The sequence below is a fragment of the Tessaracoccus flavus genome, assembly GCF_001997295.1.
Classification (GTDB): domain Bacteria; phylum Actinomycetota; class Actinomycetes; order Propionibacteriales; family Propionibacteriaceae; genus Arachnia; species Arachnia flava.
Window position 1 is genome coordinate 1,512,803 of the sequence record NZ_CP019605.1, and the last position, 20,413, is coordinate 1,533,215.

At 69.3% G+C, this 20,413-nt stretch carries 17 protein-coding genes; 4 read left to right on the top strand and 13 right to left on the bottom strand.

Annotated features, from left to right (window positions below; genetic code table 11):
• Nucleotides 1-24: 24 nt before the first annotated feature.
• A complete protein-coding gene (locus RPIT_RS06905) occupies nt 25-867 on the top strand; it encodes an acyl-CoA thioesterase (protein ID WP_077341824.1) in 843 nt (280 codons plus the stop codon).
• Here the strand turns inward: RPIT_RS06905 and hrpA are convergent.
• Genes hrpA through RPIT_RS06925 form a run of 4 tightly spaced genes read right to left on the bottom strand, consistent with a single transcriptional unit; the run spans nt 857 to nt 6,822 of the window.
• A complete protein-coding gene (gene hrpA, locus RPIT_RS06910) occupies nt 857-4,633 on the bottom strand; it encodes an ATP-dependent RNA helicase HrpA (protein ID WP_077341826.1) in 3,777 nt (1,258 codons plus the stop codon). The genes RPIT_RS06905 and hrpA overlap by 11 nt on opposite strands.
• The gene (locus RPIT_RS06915) at nt 4,630-5,505 is read right to left on the bottom strand and encodes a universal stress protein (RefSeq protein ID WP_162274514.1); all 876 of its coding nucleotides are present in this window, start codon (nt 5,503-5,505) and stop codon (nt 4,630-4,632) included. Before RPIT_RS06915 ends, hrpA begins: the two co-directional genes overlap by 4 nt.
• Before the next feature lie 10 nt (nt 5,506-5,515).
• Nucleotides 5,516-5,917, bottom strand: coding sequence for a pyridoxamine 5'-phosphate oxidase family protein (locus RPIT_RS06920; protein WP_077341830.1), 402 nt, complete (start codon nt 5,915-5,917; stop codon nt 5,516-5,518).
• A gap of 5 nt (nt 5,918-5,922) precedes the next feature.
• Nucleotides 5,923-6,822 carry a T3SS (YopN, CesT) and YbjN peptide-binding chaperone 1 gene (locus RPIT_RS06925; RefSeq protein WP_077344245.1) on the bottom strand — a complete coding sequence of 300 codons (900 nt, stop codon included), beginning with the start codon at nt 6,820-6,822 and terminating at the stop codon, nt 5,923-5,925.
• Nucleotides 6,823-6,870: 48 nt separating this feature from the next.
• Here RPIT_RS06925 and RPIT_RS06930 point away from each other — a divergent pair, with 48 nt between their 5' ends.
• Nucleotides 6,871-7,776, top strand: a complete 906-nt coding sequence (locus RPIT_RS06930) for an AEC family transporter (RefSeq protein WP_077341832.1) — start codon at nt 6,871-6,873, stop codon at nt 7,774-7,776.
• 35 nt (nt 7,777-7,811) lie between these two features.
• Nucleotides 7,812-8,297 (top strand): DedA family protein, encoded by a 486-nt coding sequence (locus tag RPIT_RS06935; RefSeq protein ID WP_218121630.1) that lies wholly within the window; start codon nt 7,812-7,814, stop codon nt 8,295-8,297.
• On the opposite strand, the gene ilvD is transcribed toward RPIT_RS06935, so the two are convergent.
• The 7 genes from ilvD to RPIT_RS06970 form a co-directional block, all read right to left on the bottom strand.
• Nucleotides 8,294-10,135 carry a dihydroxy-acid dehydratase gene (gene ilvD, locus RPIT_RS06940; protein ID WP_077341834.1) on the bottom strand — a complete coding sequence of 614 codons (1,842 nt, stop codon included), beginning with the start codon at nt 10,133-10,135 and terminating at the stop codon, nt 8,294-8,296. The genes RPIT_RS06935 and ilvD overlap by 4 nt on opposite strands.
• 18 nt (nt 10,136-10,153) lie before the next feature.
• Nucleotides 10,154-10,483 (bottom strand): 1,3-beta-galactosyl-N-acetylhexosamine phosphorylase C-terminal domain-containing protein, encoded by a 330-nt coding sequence (locus tag RPIT_RS06945; protein ID WP_162274593.1) that lies wholly within the window; start codon nt 10,481-10,483, stop codon nt 10,154-10,156.
• Nucleotides 10,480-11,277 carry a sulfurtransferase gene (locus RPIT_RS06950; protein WP_077341838.1) on the bottom strand — a complete coding sequence of 266 codons (798 nt, stop codon included), beginning with the start codon at nt 11,275-11,277 and terminating at the stop codon, nt 10,480-10,482. The genes RPIT_RS06945 and RPIT_RS06950 overlap by 4 nt, the downstream gene beginning before the upstream one ends.
• A 1-nt stretch (nt 11,278) precedes the next feature.
• Nucleotides 11,279-11,941 carry a response regulator transcription factor gene (locus RPIT_RS06955; RefSeq protein ID WP_218121629.1) on the bottom strand — a complete coding sequence of 221 codons (663 nt, stop codon included), beginning with the start codon at nt 11,939-11,941 and terminating at the stop codon, nt 11,279-11,281.
• A gap of 207 nt (nt 11,942-12,148) precedes the next feature.
• Complete coding sequence (locus RPIT_RS06960; protein WP_077341842.1) at nt 12,149-14,980, bottom strand: vitamin B12-dependent ribonucleotide reductase; 2,832 nt, start codon at nt 14,978-14,980, stop codon at nt 12,149-12,151.
• Nucleotides 14,981-15,020: 40 nt separating this feature from the next.
• The gene (gene nrdR, locus RPIT_RS06965; RefSeq protein WP_077341844.1) at nt 15,021-15,536 is read right to left on the bottom strand and encodes a transcriptional regulator NrdR; all 516 of its coding nucleotides are present in this window, start codon (nt 15,534-15,536) and stop codon (nt 15,021-15,023) included.
• A gap of 181 nt (nt 15,537-15,717) precedes the next feature.
• Complete coding sequence (locus tag RPIT_RS06970) at nt 15,718-16,053, bottom strand: hypothetical protein (RefSeq protein WP_077341846.1); 336 nt, start codon at nt 16,051-16,053, stop codon at nt 15,718-15,720.
• A gap of 209 nt (nt 16,054-16,262) precedes the next feature.
• Between RPIT_RS06970 and lexA the strand changes: the two genes are divergently transcribed.
• Nucleotides 16,263-17,000, top strand: coding sequence for a transcriptional repressor LexA (gene lexA / locus RPIT_RS06975; RefSeq protein WP_077341848.1), 738 nt, complete (start codon nt 16,263-16,265; stop codon nt 16,998-17,000).
• On the opposite strand, the gene RPIT_RS06980 is transcribed toward lexA, so the two are convergent.
• Both RPIT_RS06980 and hflX read right to left on the bottom strand, forming a co-directional pair.
• Nucleotides 16,997-19,024, bottom strand: coding sequence for an ATP-dependent DNA helicase (locus tag RPIT_RS06980; protein ID WP_077341850.1), 2,028 nt, complete (start codon nt 19,022-19,024; stop codon nt 16,997-16,999). The two genes, lexA and RPIT_RS06980, sit on opposite strands and share 4 nt — an antisense overlap.
• Entirely contained in the window at nt 18,975-20,375 is a 1,401-nt protein-coding gene (hflX, locus tag RPIT_RS06985; protein ID WP_093665036.1) for a GTPase HflX, read from the bottom strand. The genes RPIT_RS06980 and hflX overlap by 50 nt, the downstream gene beginning before the upstream one ends.
• Nucleotides 20,376-20,413 lie beyond the last annotated feature (38 nt).

A 20,413-nucleotide genomic window follows, 5' to 3' on the forward strand; every position in this document is an offset into this window, starting at 1 on the left:
CCCCGGAGGTGGCACGATGGGTCCGTGCCTAAGGACGTCGCCGAACTCATCGCCCTCTTCGACCTCACCGAGACCGGCCCCCTGAGCTTCAGGGGGCCGGTTCCCAATACCCGCCTGCAGCGCCTCTTCGGCGGCCAGGTGCTGGGGCAGACGCTGGTGGCCGCATCGCTGACCGTCCCTGACGATCGGCTCATCCATTCACTCAACGCCTACTTCCTACGTCCGGGCGCGATCGATACGCCGCTGGACTTCGAGGTCGAGGTGATGCGCGACGGCAGCACGTTCAGCAACCGGCGCATCATCGCCCGTCAGGCGGACCGGGTGATCTTCGAGATGACGGCGTCCTTCCAGACCCCCGAGGAGGGGCTCGATCACTCGGCCGCGGAGCCGACCGACGTCGCGCCGCCGGAGAGTTGCCCGCCGCTCGGCGAGGTCCTGCGGCGCCGATTCGGGGCGAACGTGGAGTTTCTCTCGGAGTGGGACGCCCTCGACGTGCGGCTCGCTGCGCGCCCCGACAAGGCCGAGGCGGGCGGCACGATGAAGGCCTGGGTACGCACCAGGCAGGCGCTGCCGGACGAACCGCTGCTGCACGCCGCCGTGCTGGCGTACCTCTCCGACATCACGCTGCTCAGCGTGACCACCGTGCCCCACGAGGTGGAGTTCCTGTCCCCCAGCATGCAGGCCGCGTCGATCGACCACGCAATGTGGTTCCACCGCCCGGTGCGAGTGGACGAGTGGCTGCTCTACGACATGACTTCGCCGTCGGCGTCCCACGCCCGCGGCTTCGCCGTCGGGCGGCTGTTCCAGCGCGGCGAGGCGGTGGCCTCCTGCGCCCAGGAGGGCCTCATCCGGGTCCTCAGCGACTGACGGCCCGGATGGCCTGCCGGATCCGCTTGGCCGAGACGGGCACGGCCGTGCGCAGCTGCTGCGCGAAGAGGCTGACGCGGAACTCCTCGATGAGGAACGCGATCTCCTCCACGGCCGGCGCCAGCGGGCCGGGCGGTTGGGCGTCGACGAGGGCCGCGTACTCGTCCTCGACCTCGTCGATCTGCTCCTGGAGCTTCGCGTCACGGTCCGGGGCCGCGGCCGCCGCCTGGAGCCGCAGGGCGGCGGCCTGGGCGTAGCGCGGCAGGTGCCCGAACCACGGATCGGGTGTGGCTGAGATGAACCGGTTGAAGAAGAGGTTGTCGAGTTGGGTCGTCACGTCGCGGCGCACGGGGCTGTCCGCGGGGAAACCGGCGAGGAGCAGCCGCGCCTGGGTGAGCTGCGCCAGAGCCTTCGCCACGACGGCCACGACGTCGCGGGTGCGCCCCGGACATTCCTGACGCACGGCGAGCGCGACCTTCTCGTAGTCCGCCTGGCTCCTGACCTCGGCGAGAGGCCCCTGCTCGACGGCCAGCTGTTCGCCCGCCTTCAGCCAGGCGTCGGCGAGCAGTTCGGGAACGGTTGGGTAGGGCGAGTCCGCCAGCGAGAGCTTCTCCGTGCGGCCGAGGTGTCCCACCACCCACCGGGTCGGGTCGGGGTTGGTGAGCGTGAGCAGGCGGCGGACTCCGCGGCCGTGCGACAGATCCGCCTTCGCGGCGCCGTCGAACACCTGCAGCCCGACGGAGCCGCCCTCGTCGACGAGGGCCGGATACCCGACGACGCCCCGCCCCACGGTGGTCTGCCGCGGGATGTCGCCGAAGGTCCACGCCTTCTGGCCAGTCGCGGCGCGGTCCCCGGCCGAGCGGGTGAGCTTCGCCGCCACCTTGGGAGACAGTCGCTCGGCGAGCGCGTCGAGGTCGTCTCCGCGCGCCACCTCACGGCCGTTGTCGACCACCAGGAACGTGGGACGCAGGTGGGAGTCGAGTGCGTCTCGCCGGAAGTCGGACGCCTCGACGACGGTGCCGGTGAGCGCGGTGAGCGCACGGGCCAGGGCGGTCGGGAAGTCTCCCTGACCTTCCTCGCCGCGGTCGTCGAGCCAGGCGAGGGCGCGGCCGGCGAAGTCGGGGGCGGGGACGAAGCTGGTCCGCAGGGTTTTCGGCAGCGACCTGATGAGCCCGGTGGCCAGCTCCCGGCGCAGCCCGGGCACCTGCCAGCTGAACGTCGCTCCGTCGAGCTGTCCGAGGAGTTCCAGCCGCACGGTGACGGTCACGCCGTCGCTGCCTGCGCCCGGGTCGAAGACGTAGCGCAGCGGTAGCCTGTGCGCGCCAGTGGTCCAGGTGTCGGGGAAGTCGGAGCGCCGCAGCGCGGAGGCGTCGACCACGGCCCCGGACGGGGTGAGGAGCGGCCACTGCTCACGGGGCAGCGAGCGCAGCCACTTGTCGAGCGTCGCCCCCGACACCACCTCCGGGGGGATCCGCTCGTCGTAGAACGCGTACAGGTCGTCGTCGGAGATGAGCAGGTCCGGCCGGCGCATCCGGTCGGTCAGCTTGGCGGCGTCGGCGAGGACGGCCCGGTTCTTCACGACGAGATCGAGTCTGGTCTCCCACTCCCCCTCGACGAGGGCGGACCGGATGAAGATCTCGCGGGCCTCCTTGGGGTGGTCGGCCGCGTAGCTCGTTCGTCGGCCCGCCACGATCGGCACGCCGAAGAGGGTCAGCCGCTCGCTGGCGACGACGGTGGCGCTCCGGGGCGAGAAGCTCGGCTCCGAGAGGGTGCGGGTCAGGACGTGCCCGGCCACCTGCTCCACCCACTCGGCCTTGATCTCGGCCACCGTGCGGGCCCACAGTCGCGAGGTCTCCACCAGCTCGAACGCCATCACGAGCGGCGGGGTGCGCTTCGCCAACGCCGACCCGGGCTGGATCGCGAACCTCGCGCCCCGGGCGCCCTGGTACTCGGTGAGCGGGCGTCGCTTGCCGGGCGCGGTCTTGCCCTTGTCGGGCTCCGCCAGCCCCACGTTGCTCAGCAACCCGCTGAGGATGGAGGTCAGCACGTCCGGCCAGTCGCCCCGGCCGCGCGTGTCGAGGTCGAGCTCCCGGCAGGCCTCCTTCAGCTGGGAGACGAGGTCCTCCCACTCCCGGAAGCGGACGAAGTTGAGGTACTCGGCCCGGCACATCTTGCGGAACGCATTGCCCGACAGCTCCCGACGGCGGCGGCGCAGATAGTTCCAGACGTTGAGCAGCGCCTCGAAGTCTCCACCCTCGAGCACCGGCTTGGCCGTCTCCTTGCGCGTGCCCGTGTGCGCGGTGTGTCGCTTCGGCTGGTCCGGCTCGGATGTCGGGGTGGCGGGCTCGACTCCCCAGAACCGCCGGTGCAGCTCGTCGGCCTGGGCCTGGAACTCGGAGGGGCGCTCGCGGATGTCGGGCACGGTGAGCCCGGCCACGAGCACGATGACGGTCTCCAGCGTTCGTCTGCGCGCGCCCTCGATCAGCATCCTGCCGAGCCGGGGGTCCACCGGCATCCGGGCTAGCATGCGGCCAGTCCGCGTCAGGCGCAGTTGGTCGTGGCGCTTGCGTGGGTGCACGGCTCCCAGCTCGGTCAGGACCCGCACGCCGTCGTTGATCTGCGACACCACCGGCGCTTCGACGAAGGGGAACTTCTCCACCTCGCCCAGCCCCGCCTGGGCCATGAGCAGGATGACGGTCGCGAGGTTGGTGCGGAGGATCTCCGGCTCCGAGTACAACGGACGCGACTCGAAGTCGTCCTCGCTGTAGAGGCGGATCGCCACCCCGGGCCCGATCCGGCCACAGCGCCCGGCGCGCTGGTTCGCCGACGCCTGGGAGATGGGTTCGATGGGCAGGCGCTGGACCTTCGTCCGCGCCGAGTAGCGGGAGATACGCGCCGTCCCGGCGTCGACGACGTACCGGATGCCCGGCACGGTGATCGAGGTCTCCGCGACGTTGGTGGCCAGCACCACCCGCCTGGTCCCGTGCGGCTGGAAGACGCGCTGTTGTTCGGCCGCCGACAGCCGCGCGAACAGCGGCAGCACCTCCAGCCCCGCACCCAACCCCTCCACGGCCTCGGCAGCGTCGCGGATCTCGCGTTCGCCGCTGAGGAAGACCAGGATGTCGCCGGTGGCCGATTCCGTCACGATCTCCTCGACGGCGGCGGCGATCCCGTCGATCTCGTCCTGCCCGTCGTCGAGGGGGCGGTAGCGGGTCTCCACGGGATAGGTCCGTCCGGAGACCTCGACGATCGGCGCACCGTCGAAGTGCTCGGAGAAGCGGGCTGTGTCGATGGTGGCCGACGTCACGACGACACGCAGATCCGGGCGTCGCGGCAGAAGCTGCTTGAGGTAGCCGAGCAGGAAGTCGATGTTGAGGCTGCGTTCGTGCGCCTCGTCGATGATGATCGTGTCGTAGCGGCTGAGGTTGCGGTCGTGGGTGAGCTCGGACAGCAGGATGCCATCGGTCATCACCTTGATGCGCGTGGCGGCGGTGACCTTCCTGGTGAAGCGCACCTGGTAGCCGACGAAGTCGCCCAGCTCGACGCCGACCTCCTGCGCGATCCGCTGCGCCACCGTGCGGGCGGCGATGCGGCGCGGCTGGGTGTGCGCCACCCGCTCCCGGCCCGCCATGAGGCAGATCTTGGGCAGCTGGGTCGTCTTGCCCGATCCGGTCTCGCCGGCCACCACGACCACCTGGTGGTCCCGGATGAGCCCCGCGATGCGCTCAGCCTCAGCGGCGATCGGCAGCGAGGGGTCGATCCTCATCCGCGGGTGATGAACAGCGGACACTCGGCGTGTGCCATCAGCCCCCGCATGAGCCCGCCGAGGTTGAAGCCCGGGATGCCCGACTCACCGACACCGACGACCAGGAGGTCGTAGCCGGCGCTGCGCGAGACGAGCTCGTTGATGGGGCTGTCCACGGTGACGAAGACCTCGTAGGGCACGCCGGGGTGACGTTCCGAGACGGCCGCGGCGATCGCCTCGATGCCGCCCTTGGCGAAGCGCACCTGCTCGTCGAGCTGGGTGGGAGAGAGTTTCCGCGCGAAGATGCCCACCGGGGGCTGGACCGCGTGCACGATCTCCAGACGCCCGCCCAGGCGCTCGGCCTGCCGGAATCCCTCTTCGAGCGTGATCTCTGCACCGGGGTCGGTCTGCAACCCGACGCCCACAACGCCCTTGTCCCCCACCCGGTCGGGGTGGGCGGCCGCCGAGATAACGACCACGGGGCAGGACGCGTTGGCGACCACGGCAACCGAGGTGGAGCCCACGAACATGCGCTCCAGGCCGGAGGCAGCCCGACGCCCCACGACGATGAGGTCCGCCACCTCGCTGAGTCGCGCCATGACCCCGCCGGGTGAACCCATGACGACCTCGGTCTTCAGCCGGTGGTCGGGCAGCCCGCTCTCGAGGGCAACCGCTTTCGCCTCTTCGTTGGCGCTGATGCCGGCCGACTGGAGCACCTCGGGGTCGTAGACCACGCCCCAGGCGCCGGCCATGAGGGTGTCGTCGACGGCGTTGACGAGCAGCAGGTCCGCGTCGATGAGTTGGGCTGCCCCGGCGCCGAACCGGACGGCGCGAAGCCCGTCTTCGCTTCCATCGACTCCGACGACGATCAGCGGTGTGGTGCGCTCCTGCACGGTGAGCTCCTTAACTCTTCTTGTTCCCGGACACGACTCGGCCGTCGATGGCGGCGGGCGAGACGGAGACGCCGACGGTGACCCCGTCACCGAGCCAGCTCACGCTGCTCGCCTCGCCGCCCGCGGGGCCGCTGCGACCCTGGACCAGCACGGACCAGCCGATCGCGGATTCGCCGTCGATCTCGTCGACCTGGAAGCTCACTTCCGCCCCGTCCGCCAGCGCCGCCAGGCCGGACCCTTCCACCGTGTGGAAGACGATGGTGCGGCCGACGAGTTGGAAATTGACGGGCACGATGACGATGCCAGCGGGGCCCCGCCACGCGATGCGGCCCACTTCGGCCTCGCTCAGGAGCGCCCAGCACTCTTCGACGTCGAGCCGGGAGAAATAGCTCACCTGATCCGGGTCACTCATGGCAATCACTCTAGTGGTCCGGGGCCGAACGTGGTGCGCCCCCCGAGCTTGGTGGCCAACTCGTCATCGATTCCGTCGGCGATCTTGCTGAGGGCGGCGAGCGCCTGATGCAGGTGGGCCGGGACGAAGGGCTGCGTCGGCACTGACAGCTGGACGAACACGCGATCGCGGTGCAGGGCGAACCGGCCGTACCGGGACTCGACGTTGAGATCGTTCAGCACCTCGCAGGCGCGGGAGCGGCCGACGACGTCGTGCACGAGCGGAGAAAACAGCACCAGCTCCGCCGCGTCCGGGGTCGAGCGGCACAGGACCATGGTGGATCCGACCCGGATGGCGACGTCGCCCTGGATCGTGCGCAGCGGGGGGTGGCCGAAGGCGCGCCGCAGTTCGTCGTCGACGAGCTGGTCGAGCTCCTTGCGGTTGCCCGGCATCACCGCCTTCTCCTTGCGGCTCAGCTTGCGCGGGGTGAGCGGCACCCACGGCGCGTGCCCCTGGAGGATCTCCGAGAGCTGGTCCGGCTCGAGGAACACCGGGTGGACCACCCCGAACACCGTCGACAGGGTCCTGGTGGCCAGCTCGGCAAGCGCCGCGACGGCCTCCTGATCCGCCTCGGCGTGAAAGGTGGTGTCGTCGTCCCTGGTCCAGCCGAGCTCTGCCAGGAGGCGGGCCTCCTCCGGGGTCGGGAGCCCGGCCGCAGACCCGGTGACGAACGCGCGCACCGACGCACCCTCCCCCATCGAGAAGCGGATGCCGGGCCGCGGCTCGACCCCCGCGGGCGCGTCCACCGAGATGGTGAGGTCGGCGCTCGAGTCCATGACGGACAGCACTTCGTCCAGACGGAGGGTGAACTCGTCCCACGCGCCGCGCTGTGTGGCGTCGAAGTCGAAGTGGGCGTAGTCGGTCATGGTCACCTCCTCGTTCAACCTAGCAAAGGCGGCCATAAGCTGAAGCGTATGTGGGCGGTGGTCGAGGGTTTCAGCACAATTGCTGCCGTCGTCGCCGTCGGCTACCTTCTCGCCCGGGCCGGGATCACCGGTAGACCGGGGCAGCGGGCACTGGGAGACATCGCCTTCTACGTGGCCCAACCCGCGCTGGTTCTCCGCGCCGTGTCGGAGGCGGAGCTGGGCGTCCTGTTCGGTTGGCACGTCGTCGCCTTCGGGCTGGCCTGCATCGTCACCGGCCTCTCTTTCGCCGCAATCCGCCGCCGCCAGGGAGCGACGCGAGCGGAGGCGACGATTGGCTACCTGGCCACCAGTTACGTCAACGCCGCGAACCTCGGCCTCCCGATCGCGGCCTTCGTCCTGGGCGACGCCGCGTGGGCGGCCCCGGCCATGCTGCTGCAGGTCCTCGTCCTGCAGCCGAGCGCCATCGCGTCCCTCGAGGCGTCGACGGCGGGGCCCCGGCGGTCCGTGCTGCGGACGTTCGTCACCCACCCGATGGTGCTGGGCGGTGTCCTCGGGCTCGCGCTCAACCTGTCCGGCTGGCAGCCGCCGTCGCTCGTCTGGGGACCGCTGGCACTCATCGCCGACCTCGCCATCCCCGCAATGCTGCTCGCGTTCGGACTGTCCCTGCACTCCAACCCGTTGCCGAGGCTGCATCGGATGCCGCGCTCGACCCAGGCCGCCATCGCCACGAAGGCCGTCGTCGTGCCTGCCGTCGCGTTGGCGACCGGCCTCGCGCTGGGGCTGACGTCCGACCAACTGCGGGCGGCGGTGGTGCTGGCGGCCCTCCCCACCGCCCAGGTGGTCTTCGTCCACGCGCTGCGCTACCGCGTCGGGCTGGGAATGGTACAGGCGACGACCGTGTGGTCGACGCTGCTCAGCGTCCCGGTGATCCTCGCCGCGGGGACGCTCCTGTGAAGCCCCCTTTTTCCGGCAGCAGTTAGACTGGCCGCGTGTTTGACCCGACCTCCTGGGAGGCCCCCTACGCCGTAGTGGTCATCGCCCTGTTCTTCATCGTCATGGCCCGCGCGAACGCCACCTACTGGCTCGGACGGGGCATCACCCGGGGTGCGGAGCGCACCCGGGTCCGGAGGTTGCTGGAATCGCGCCACTACGCGACGGCGACCCGGTGGCTCAACCGCTGGGGCCCGCCAGCCGTGTCGGTGTCCTTCCTGACGATCGGCATCCAGACAATGGTCAATCTCGCGGCAGGCGTCACCCGGATGCCTCTTCGCCGCTACCTGCCGGCTGTGACCGTTGGCTGCATCATGTGGGCCTTCATCTACGCGACGATCGGCTTCGCCGGCTTCGTCGGCATCCAGCGCCTCTGGGCGACCTCCCCCGCCACGGTGCTCGTGCTGGGGGCGGTGCTGGTGGCGGGCGTCACCTGGTCGGTGCTGCGTCGCGAGCAGGCGACACCCGCCTCGTCGAACAACTAGTCGAACTTGCGCGCGGCTCCCTTGTCGGCGGACTGTGCCAGCGAGCCGTAGATCTTCAGCGCCGTCGAGACCGTGCGGTCGCGGTTCTTCGGCTTCCAGCCCTCGGCGTCGCGGGCCACACGACGCTCGGCCAGCGTTGCGTCGTCCACCTCGAGGCGAAGGGCACGCTCGGGGATGGAGATGTAGATCGTGTCGCCGGTCTCCACCAGACCGATGGCGCCGCCCGAGGCCGCCTCCGGGGAGACGTGGCCGATGGAGAGCCCTGACGAGCCGCCCGAGAAGCGCCCGTCGGTGATGAGCGCGCACTCCGGCCCGAGGCCGAGCGCCTTGAGGTAGCTCGTCGGGTACAGCATCTCCTGCATGCCGGGGCCGCCCTTGGGCCCCTCGTAGCGGACGATGACGACGTCGCCGGGCTGGATCGTCTTGCCGAGGATGGCCTCGACGGCCTCGTCCTGGGATTCGGTGACCACGGCGCGCCCGGTGAAGGTCCACTGGCTCTCCGGCACGCCGGCGGTCTTGACGATGGCGCCGTCGGGCGCGAGGTTGCCGGTCAGCACCGCCAGCCCGCCGTCCTGGGTGTACGGGTGCTCCGTGGACCGGATGCAGCCGCCCTCGGCGTCCGTGTCGAGGCTCTCCCAACGGTTCGTGGATGAGAACGCCTCGGTGGTGCGCACGCCCCCGGGCGCGGCGTGGAACAGTTCGATGGCTTCGGCGGTGGCCTTGCCGCCCCGGATATCCCAGCGGTCGAGCCACTCCTGGAGCGACGGCGCGTGCACGGACCGGACGCTGTCGTCGAGCTTGCCACCGCGGTGGAGCTCGCCGAGAATGGCCGGGATGCCGCCGGCCCGATGCACGTCCTCCATGTAGTAGCGGTCCGAGTTCGGCGCGACCTTGGCCAGGCACGGGGTCACGCGGGAGATCGCGTCGATGTCGTCGAGAGTGAAGTCGACCCCGGCCTCCTGCGCCGCCGCCAGCAGGTGCAGGACGGTGTTCGTCGACCCGCCCATCGCCACGTCGAGCCTCATGGCGTTGGAGAACGCGGCCTTGTTGACGATCGACAGGGGCAGGACCGATTCGTCGTCGCCGTCGTAATAGGCACGGCACAGGTCGACGACGAGGCGCCCAGCGGCCTGGAACAGTTCCTTGCGCGCGGATGCGGTGGCGAGCGTCGAACCGTTGCCCGGCAGCGCCAGCCCGACGGCCTCGAGGAGGCAGTTCATCGAGTTGGCCGTGAACATCCCCGAACAGGAGCCGCACGTCGGGCAGGCGTTGGCCTCGATCCGGCCGAGCTCGGCGTCGGAGACGTTGGGGTCCACAGCGGCGACCATCGCGTCAACAAGGTCGAGCGAGGTCTCGACCGTGCCACCGTCCTTGACGATCGCCTTGCCAGCCTCCATCGGGCCGCCGGACACGAACACCGTCGGAACGTTCAGCCGCAGCGCGGCGAGGAACATGCCGGGGGTGATCTTGTCGCAGTTCGAGATGCACACCAGCGCGTCGGCGCAGTGGGCGTTGACCATGTACTCGACGGAGTCGGCGATGAGCTCGCGGCTCGGCAGCGAGTACAGCATCCCGCCATGGCCCATCGCGATGCCGTCGTCGACCGCGATCGTGTTGAACTCGCGCCCGACGCCCCCGGCCTCGGCGATGGACTCGGACACCAGTTTGCCCATGTCGCGCAGATGCACGTGGCCCGGCACGAACTGGGTGAACGAGTTCGCCACCGCAACGATGGGTTTGCCCCAGTCGTTGTCGGTGATGCCGGTGGCGCGCCACAGGGCGCGGGCGCCGGCCATGTTGCGGCCGTGGGTGGTCGTGCGTGATCGCAGTGCAGGCATGCTGGCCAGACTACCTGCTCAGGCGAGGTCGACCCATTGTGACTGCGCGGGGGCGAGATCGAACTGGAGCTCGCGCACCTCCCCCTCGCTCACGAGTCCGGCGGCGCGTCCGCGGACGGTGGTGGTGACCGGCTCGGTCGTCGTGTTCATGACGAACGCCTTCCCTGCCTCCGGGAAGACGGCGACCTCGACGGCGGGGTTGCTGGAGTTCCAGTGACCGTCGAAGCCCTCCTCGCGGCCCGCGGCCCAGTAGATGGCGCGGTGCAGGAGCCGCGCGTTGTCGGCGGAGTACGGCAGCCCGGCGATGTAGAGCGCCACTTCGCTCGATCCGACCGAGCGAATGCTCACTCCCCGGTGGCGGCCGGGCGGTCGGTGTGGCTGTAGTGCGACCAGGATCCAGGGTAGAGCCTGCCCCGCCCCAGCCCCGCCAGCTCCAGGGCGATGAGGTTGTGACAGGCGGTGACCCCGGAGCCGCAGTACGCGATGACGTCCTCAGCCGGCCCGAGTGCCTCGAATCGCTCCCTCAACTCTTCAGGGGTCCGGAAGCGTCCGTCGGGGCGGAGGTTCCCGACGTAGGGAAAGTTACGGGCGCCGGGGATGTGGCCGGCGCGGGGATCGATGGCCTCGGTCTCGCCGCGGAATCGCTCGGCCGCCCGGGCGTCGATGACCGCGTGACCGGTGGCAGCCTCGTCGATGCTCGCCAGCGCCTCGGTGGGCCAGTCGCGGGCGACGAAGGAGGCGGGCCGGGGAGCAGGTGCAGCGGTGGAGAGTTCCCCGGGCCAGGCGGCCAGTCCCCCGTCGAGGAGCGCAGCGTCGACGCCCTGGAGCCGGAGCAGCCAGACTAGTCTGGCCGCCATCGCGCCCCCGGCGTCGTCATAGGCCACAACCGTTGAGCTGTTGTCGATGCCGACTGCCGAGAGGCCCGCGGCAAAGCGCTCCGTGGCCGGCAGGGGGTGCCGGCCACGCGCGGGGTCCGGCGGGTCGGCGAGCACGTCGTCGAGTGGTACGAAGACCGCGCCGGGAATGTGTCCGGCGTCGTAGGCGGCCGCGCCGGATCGCCCATCAAGGTAGTGGCGCACGTCGGCCACGATCGCGTCAGGGCGGTCGGCCAGCCAGCTGACGTCGACGACGGGAGGGATCATGTCAGAGCCCGACGACGCGGCCCACGTCGGGCAACATGCCGTTCTCCAGGCCCCAGCGGACGGCCTGCGAGCGCCGCTCGACGCCGATCTTGCGGTACGCCGAACGGATGTAGGACTTCACCGAGTTGATGCTGAGGTAACTGCGCGACGCAATGTCCGCATTCGTGAGACCCTGCGTGATCAGAGCCAGAACTTCGGACTCTCGAGGGGTCAGACCCGCATCCGCGCCTGGCCATTTCAAGGCCTCGGGTCGCAGCGGGATCGGCTCCTGGGGTCCCATGTCAGTGCCGGCGACGATGGTCTCGCCCTGAGCGATGGCCTCCAGTGCCTCGACGAGTTCCACGCTGCTGAGGGACTTGCCGAGGTAGCCGCGGCAGCCCTTGCGCAGTGCCTGCTCGGCCAGATCCGGCTGCATGTTCCAGGTGTAGATGGCCACCGCCCCGTTGGTCTCGTCGGCGAGGAGGCCGTCGAGGTCGGCGGTGTCCACCTGGGCCTGGGAGAAGGTGTCGTACAGAGCGATGTCCACTTTCCTGGCGACGGGCACCTGGAGATCCATCTCGACCACCACGACGCGGTCCCGGTAGGGCTCCAGCATGCTGCGCACACCGTGGACCACTACGTCGTAGTCGTTGAGCAGGGCGATGCGGACAGGTTCACTTGGCACATGGCCACTATACGTACCTGAGAGGCCGTTAAGGTTCGAACGACGCCAGTCCTCGCTCAGCCGTCCGCAAAAGGACCCTTTGGGGTGGAAAATCTGCACTGAGGTCGTGCATAGCATGAAGAGTTTAGTCTCCTCATGCACGGAGGCCCGGGGCTCGTGAGCCCCGGACCTCCGTCGCACCGATCAGGTCAGCTGGTCATCAGGACGTCAGCTGCAGCCGCTGGTCGAGCCGCAGCCCTCGCAGACGTAGCACGAGCCGCTCGGACGCATTTTGGTGCCGCAGGTCATGCAGAGCGGCGCGTCGACGGCCATCCCGATGAGCGACTCCATCAGCTCTGCCGTGGTGTGGGCGTCGATGAGGGAGGGCTGGCGCGCCCCGTCCACGTTGAAGTTGTCCCCTGCATCGTTACGCAGCGACTCGGCCTCCGGCATGTTGGCCTCGTCCTCCTCGGACAGGTACGAGCCGGTCTCGACGTAGCGGGCGCGCTCCCCGGCGGTGTAGATGCCGAGCTCCGCGCGGTCGTCGAAGCTGAGGTAGTCGAGCGCCAACCGGCGGAAGATGTAGTCCATGAACGACTGCGCGATCCGGATGTCCGGGTCGTCGGTCATGCCCGCGGGCTCGAACTTCAGGTTGGTGAACTTCTGCACGAAGCTCTCCAGCGGCACGCCGTACTGCAGGCCGATCGACACCGCGATCGAGAAGGCATCCATCACGCCGGCCAGGGTCGAGCCCTGCTTGCCGAGCTTGAGGAACACCTCGCCCAGCCGCCCGTCGTCGTAGGCGCCCGAGGTCATGTAGCCCTCGGCCCCGCTGACAGAGAAGCTGGTGGTGCGCGACATGCGGGACTTCGGCAGGCGCATCCGCTTCGGGCGGTATTCGATGCGGACCTCGGGCTCGGGCTTGGTCTCCTGCTTGGTCTCCTTCTTGCCGTCGGAGAGCGGCTGGCCGACCTTGCAGTTGTCGCGGTACACCGCGAGCGCCTTGAGTCCGAGCTTCCAGCCCTGCAGGTAGACGTCCTCGATCTCCTCGACCGTGGCGGTCTCGGGCAGATTGACGGTCTTGGAGATGGCGCCGGAAAGGAACGGCTGCACGGCAGCCATCATCCGCACGTGACCCATCGGCTTGATGGCGCGGGTGCCCATCGCCGTGTCGAAGACCTCGTAGTGCTCCGCGGCCAGGCCGGGCGCGCCGATGACGTGGCCGTTGGCGCCGATGTACTCGACGATGGCGTCGATCTCCTCGGAGTTGTAGCCGAGGCGCTTGAGCGCGCGCGGGATCGTCTGGTTGACGATCTGCATCGAGCCGCCGCCGACGAGCTTCTTGAACTTCACCAGGGAGAAGTCGGGCTCCACGCCAGTGGTGTCGCAGTCCATCATGAAACCGATGGTGCCGGTCGGCGCGAGCACCGAGGCCTGGGCGTTGCGGAACCCGTTCTTCGCGCCGAGCGAGACCACGCGGTCCCACTCGCGGGTGGCGACGGCGTGCAGCGAGCGGTCGTCGGCCAGCACGCGCAGGTCGTCGTTGGCGGCCTGGTGCTTGCGCATCACGCGCTGGTGGGCGTCGGCGTTCGCGGCGTAGCCGTTGTAGGTGCCGACGACCGAGGCCAGCTCCGCGCTACGGCGGTAGGACGTGCCGGTCATGATCGAGGTGATCGCCGCCGCGGTGGACCGGCCACCGTCGGTGTCGTAGCCCTTACCCATCGCCATGAGCAGCGCGCCGAGGTTGGCGTAGCCGATGCCGAGCTGGCGGAAGTTGCGGGTGGTCTCGCCGATGGACTCGGTCGGGAAGTCGGCGAAGCAGATCGAGATGTCCATCGCCGTGATGATGAGCTCGACGGCCTTGACGAAGAGCTCCGCGTCGAAGGTGCCGTCGGCCTTGAGGAACTTCAGCAGGTTGAGGGAGGCCAGGTTGCACGACGAGTTGTCGAGGCTCATGTATTCCGAGCAGGGGTTCGACGCCGTGATCGGGCCGGTGTTGGGGTTGGTGTGCCAGTCGTTGATCGTGTCGTGGTACTGGATGCCGGGGTCGGCGCACTCCCACGCCGCCTTGGCGATCTTGCGGAACAGACCCTTGGCGTCGACCTCTTCGATGACGGAGCCGTCCGAGCGGGCTCGCAGCCCGAACGCGCCGCCGGCCTCGACGGCTTCCATGAACTCGTCGGTGACGCGCACGGAGTTGTTCGCGTTCTGGTACTGGACGCTCGTGATGTCCCGGCCGCCGAGGTCCATGTCGAACCCGGCGTCGCGCAGGGCGCGGATTTTGTCCTCTTCGCGGGCCTTGGTCTCGACGAACTCCTCGATGTCAGGGTGGTCGACGTCGAGGACGACCATCTTCGCGGCGCGGCGGGTCGCGCCGCCGGACTTGATGGTGCCTGCCGAGGCGTCGGCTCCGCGCATGAACGACACGGGACCGGACGCTGTGCCGCCGGAGCTCAGCAGTTCCTTGGACGAGCGGATGCGCGAGAGGTTGAGGCCGGCACCGGAGCCGCCCTTGAAGATGAAGCCCTCCTCCTTGTACCAGTTGAGGATGGAGTCCATCGAGTCGTCGACCTTGAGGATGAAGCAGGCGCTCACCTGCTGCGGCGAGGGGGTGCCGACGTTGAACCACACGGGCGAGTTGAACGAGAAGTACTGGTTGAGCAGCATCCAGGTGAGCTCGTGCTCGAAGATCTCCGCGTCGGTCTCCGTCGCGAAGTAGCCGTGCTCCCAGCCGGCCTTGGCGTACGTCTTCACCACGCGGTCGATGAGCGCCTTGAGGCTGTTCTCGCGCTGCTCGGTGCCCAGTGCGCCCCGGAAGTACTTGGTGGTGACGATCGTCGACGCGTTGACGCTCCACGAGTTGGGGAACTCGACGCCGTGCTGCTCGAACACGGTCTCGCCGGTCTTCCAGTTCGTCTGGACGACGTCACGACGGTCCCACTCGACCTCGTCGTACGGGTGGACACCCTCCTTGGTGAACACACGCTCGATGACGAGCCCCTTGCCCTCCGGCTGGTCGGTGGCCTTGCGACGCGAGGTGCGCGTGGCGGTGGCGGTCATAATAGATCCCCTCTGATAGGTGCTGCTGCTGTGGTGCTGGTCAGTTGATGAGTGGCTCTTGGGCCGACCCGACGGGCATCTTCAGCCCGTGCGGTGCAGCCATCCTCTCGGCCGCGCTGAGCCGCAGCGCATCGATCTCCTTCTGGAAATCGTCGACCGAGTCGTAGTTCTTGTACACGCTGGCGAACCGGAGGTAGGCCACCGAATCCAGCTCTTCCAGGGGACCGAGGATGGCCACGCCGATGCTCTCGGCCGGGATCTCCGCCTGGCCCGAGGCCCGCAACGACTCCTCCACCCGCTGGGCGAGTGCTGCGAGCTGGGCGGCGGTCACCGGCCGACCCTTGCAGGCCTTGGACACCCCGCGCACCACCTTGTCGCGGCTGAACGCCTCGACGACGCCCGAACGCTTGACCACGGTCAGCACGATCTGCTCGACGGTGGTGAACTTCCGTTCGCACACCGGGCAGAGCCGACGTCGGCGGATGGCGGACCCGTCCTCCGTGGCACGGGAATCCGACACCTTGGTGTCGCCGTGACGGCAGAACGGGCAATGCATGGTCGTCGACCTTTCGCGAATCTCACTGGGAGAGCAACGGTGCCATGTCACTCCTCAAAACACAACCCGTAAAACACAACTTGTTGTGGAGTGACATCCCTGTAACTACTAGATGTAGAGAAGAGACTAGGCTCGCCACTGCCCCGCGCGCAAGACCGACACGCCCGACTTGTGCCGCGTCCTACGGCGCGGTGACGTGCACCCAGGCCGGATGGCCGGCGACATACTCTGCCGCGGGGTTGGGCTCGGCCAGCACGAGCGACTGGCCGGAGACGGCCGTCCCGAGAATAGCCAGGGCGGCCACAGCTGCCACCTTGACGGCAAGCCAGGCGGAGGGGCGGGCGGACGGGCGCTCGACCGCGCACGAAGCGGCGCGCTGACTCCGTCCGGGCGCAACGGGCCTGGCCGGGTGCGCCTCAGGGAGGTGCAGATCCGGGCGCGCGGGAGGAGCGGCGGTGACGACCCTGCGGGCGCCCTTCTCGACGATCTCGAAGCGAACTGCGCTGGTGATGGCCATTGTGACCCCTCTCTGCTAGAACGGGTGTTCGTATAGAACTATGCCATAGAGGCGAATGAATTCATACACCCGTTCGATGTCAACGTTTTTCGTGTTGTGCGCCCATTGCATCCGGCAGCTCTGACATTTTTCGATCGCCCGACGATTTCGTCGGCGACACGTGCGTTTCTTTTCGAACACCTGTGCCTGCCCTGGGCTAGGCTTGACGCATGGCTGAAGAGAAGAAGCGCCCCCGTCGAGGCAGGCCCACCAACGCGTCCGTCGATGCCGAGTACGCCGAGATCGCCGCACTCCCTGACGCGCCAGCGGGCAATCACGGTCTCACCACCCGCCAATTGGCGATCCTCCACGTGCTGCGCCAGTCCATCGAGGAGGTCGGCTACCCCCCGAGCATCCGTGAGATCGCCCAGCGCGCCAACCTCGCGTCCACCTCGAGCGTGACCTACCAGCTCAAGGTGCTCGAGGGGAAGGGCTTCATCCGCCGCGACCCCAACCGCCCCAGGGCGCTCGTCGTGAAGCTGCCGGGTGAGGGTGAGGGCTTCGACTCTGCGCAGACCTACGACAACAAGCCCAACGCGGTGGCGGCGCCACTGGTGGGTCGGATCGCCGCAGGCGGGCCCATCCTGGCCGAACAGCACATCGAAGACGTGTTCGCGCTCCCCCGTCAGCTTGTGGGCGACGGCCAGGTCTTCATGTTGGAGGTCAAGGGTGACTCGATGGTCGAGGCCGCCATCTGCGACGGAGACTGGGTCGTCGTTCGGCGCCAGGACGATGCGGTCAATGGCGACATCGTCGCCGCGCTGCTCGACGACGAGGCCACGGTCAAGACGCTTCGGAAGAAGGACGGCCAGGTGTGGCTGCTCCCCCACAACGAGAGGTACTCGCCGATCGACGGCACCCACGCCCACGTCATGGGCAAGGTCGTGGCCGTCATCCGCAAGCTCTAGTCTCCGCGGAGCCTCCGGAGGGCCTGGACCGCGACGTCGCCGTCCGTCGTCAGCCAGAATCCCGGCAGCGAGGCCTTGAGGAACGAGCCGTAGCGGGCCGTCGCGAGGCGCGGGTCCAACACCGCGACCACGCCGCGGTCCTCCGAGCGGCGGATGAGCCGCCCGGTCCCCTGCGCGAGGAGGAGCGCTGCGTGGGTCGCGGCCACCGACATGAAGCCGTTACCGCCCGCGTCGTCGACGGCCTTCTTCCGCGCCTGCATGAGGGGGTCGTCGGGCCGCGGAAACGGGATCTTGTCGATGATGACCAACTGGCACGTCTCCCCCGGCACGTCGACGCCCTGCCAGAGAGACATGGTGCCGAACAGCGAGGTCGCCGGGTCCGCGGTGAAGGTGCGGGTCAGCTCCGACAGCTGCGCGTCGCCCTGCGCGAGGATCGTGAAGTCCGGTAGCTCCCGACGGCAGTACTCCGCCGCTTGATCCGCCGCCCGCCGCGAGGCGAAGAGCCCGAGCGTCCGGCCCTCAGCGGCCCACACCAGCTGCGCGATCTCCGCCAGCGTCTCCTCGCTCAGCCCGTCCCTGCCCGGCGGCGGTAGCCGACGCGCCACGTAGAGGATCCCCTGGCGCCGGTAGTCGAAGGGCGAGCCGACGTCCAGCCCCCGCCAGGCCAGAGGATTATCCGACTCCTCCTCGAGGCCGACCCTGTTCGCAGCGGCCAATCCCACGGCACCTGCGGCGGGCTCGAAGGTCCCCCCGAGGCTCAGCGTCGCCGAAGTCAACACCGTGGTGGTGGTGGAGAAGACCTCGTCGCGCAGCAGGTGCGCCACATCGAGCGGGGCCACGTATGCAGCTCTGCCCAGGATGTCGGACGAGGTCACCCACACCACGTCCTTGTCCGAGAGCTTCGCGATGCGGTCGGCCACGTCGAAGATCTCCTTCACCGCGGCCGCCGCCTGTGTCCGCTCGGCATCGTCGGTCACCTTCCCCAGCGCACTCACGACGCGGCGGGTGACGTCACGCAGCTGGGCCGCGGCGAACGGCAGTGGCGCTGAGGCTGACAGGATCCGGGTCAACTCCGACTCGTCGAGGGCCTCCCGGAGCACGTCGACCTGATCCAGCAGGTCGGTGCCGAGATCGTCGTCGAGCCAGGTCAGGGCACGCCGCGCGGTGCGGTCCAGGACGCCCGGGGTCAACTCGTCCGTGGCTGCCGTGGTGATGCGGCTCACGAGCTCGTGCGCCTCGTCGATGATGAGGGCCGAGTGTTCCGGTAGCGCGGTTCCGCCGTGCATGGCGTTGATGGCCAGCAGTGCGTGGTTGGTGACCACCAGGTCCGCGTCGCGAGCCTCGTCACGCGACGCCTCCACGAAGCACTCGGCACCGAAGGGGCAGTTGGCGACGCCGAGGCACTCGCGCGTCGGGATCGACACCTGGGCCCAGCCCTTGGCGGTGTGGCTGGGCGCGTCGTCGCGGTCGGCCAGCCCCTTGGCGGCGGCCTGCTCCTCCACCCATTCGCGCAGCGCCAGCACCTCGGCGCCGAGCCGGCTCACGTCGTCGGCTGTTGTGCTGACTGCCTCCAGCACCTCCCCACTGCCGACGAGGGCGCCCTGGTCGGGCTGCCCACCCGAGCGACAGCGGTAGAGGCACGCGTAGTTGGTGCGGCCCTTGAGGATGGCCGCCTTCGGCCGGCTCCCGGTCACAGCCTCCACGGCGTCCAGAGCTGCAGGGATGTCCTTGGTGGCGAGCTGGGCCTGCAGCGCCAGCGTCGCGGTCGCGATCACGACCCGTTCGTTCGTCGCGAGGCAGTGAGCCAGGGCCGGCGCGAGGTAGCCGAGCGACTTGCCGGTGCCGGTCCCCGCCTGGACCAGCAGGTGGACCCCGCCGCGGAGCGACTCGGCGACGGCCGCCACCATCGCCTCCTGACCCGGACGCGCCTCACCCCCGATCTCCCCCACGGCGTGGGCGAGGATCGCGGCGGGGTCAGCCACGGGCGAAGGCGGCGAGCTCGTCCGCGAGGTCGGCCCGTACATTGGCCACGATCGCCGTACCCTCTGCGGTGTGCTCGAGCGATCCGATCACGGCCGTCTTATGGATCTTGTCGACGAGGTCACCGCGGTCGTACGGGACCACCACATCGACCGCGACTTCCGGCTGCGGGAGCCGATCCTCGATCGTCGTCCTGAGTTCGTCGAGCCCGGCACCCGTGCGCGCGGAGATGACCACAGCCCCCGGGTGGTTGGCGCGGAGCGCCAGGATCGTCGCCTCGTCGGCCAGGTCTGCCTTGTTGAGGACGAGCAGTTCCGGCACCGTGCTCGCGCCGATCTCGGTCAGCACCGTACGCACGGCCGCGATCTGACCCTCGGGATCGGAGTCCGAGGCGTCGACGACGTGGACGAGGAGGTCCGCCTGAGCGGACTCCTCCAGCGTCGACCGGAACGCCTCCACCAGGTCGTGCGGGAGGTGTCGGACGAAGCCGACGGTATCGGTCAGCGTGAAGACGCGGCCGTCGGACGTCTCGCTCCGCCTCGTCGTCGGGTCGAGGGTCGCGAAGAGCGCGTCCTCCACGAGCACCCCCGCCCCGGTGAGGCGGTTGAGGAGCGAGGATTTGCCGGCGTTGGTGTAGCCGACGATGGCCACCGACGGCACCTGGTTGCGGCGCCGCTCGGCGCGCTTACCCTCGCGGGTGGCGTCCATCTCCCGCAGCTTGCGCCGTAGCTGGGCGATGCGCGTGTGGATGCGGCGGCGGTCGGTCTCGATCTTCGTTTCGCCGGGGCCACGGCCACCGATGCCTGCGCCGCCGGCCGCCCGGCCACCGGCCTGGCGTGACAGATTGCCGCCCCAGCCGCGGAGCCGCTGCTTGAGGTACTGCAGCTGAGCGAGCTCCACCTGGGCCTTGCCCTCGGCGCTCTTGGCGTGCTGGGCGAAGATGTCGAGGATCAGAGCAGTCCTGTCGACCACCTTCACCTTGACGCGATCCTCGAGGTTGCGCAGCTGGGCCGGCTCGAGCTCTCCGTCGCAGATCACTGTGTCCGCGCCGGTGGCGCGCACCGCCTCGGCGACCTCCTCGACCTTGCCGCGCCCAACGTAGGTGGCGGGGTCCGGGTGCGACCTGCGCTGCACAAGGCCGGCCAGCACCTCCGATCCCGCGGTCTCGGCGAGCAGCTTCAGCTCTGCCATCGCGTTGTCCGCGTCCTCCTGGGTACCGCTGGTCCACACACTGACGAGGACCACCCGCTCGAGCCGCAGCTGGCGGTACTCGACCTCAGTGACATCCTCGAGCTCGGTGCGCAGGCCAGCGACCCGGCGCAGCGAGTTGCGCGCAGCCAGGTCTTCTTGTTCGCCGTCGTCATCCGGCAGGTCGGGGTCGAAATCTTCCATCATCGTGACCTCATTGTCCCAGCCTGCGGCAAGCGGGCCAA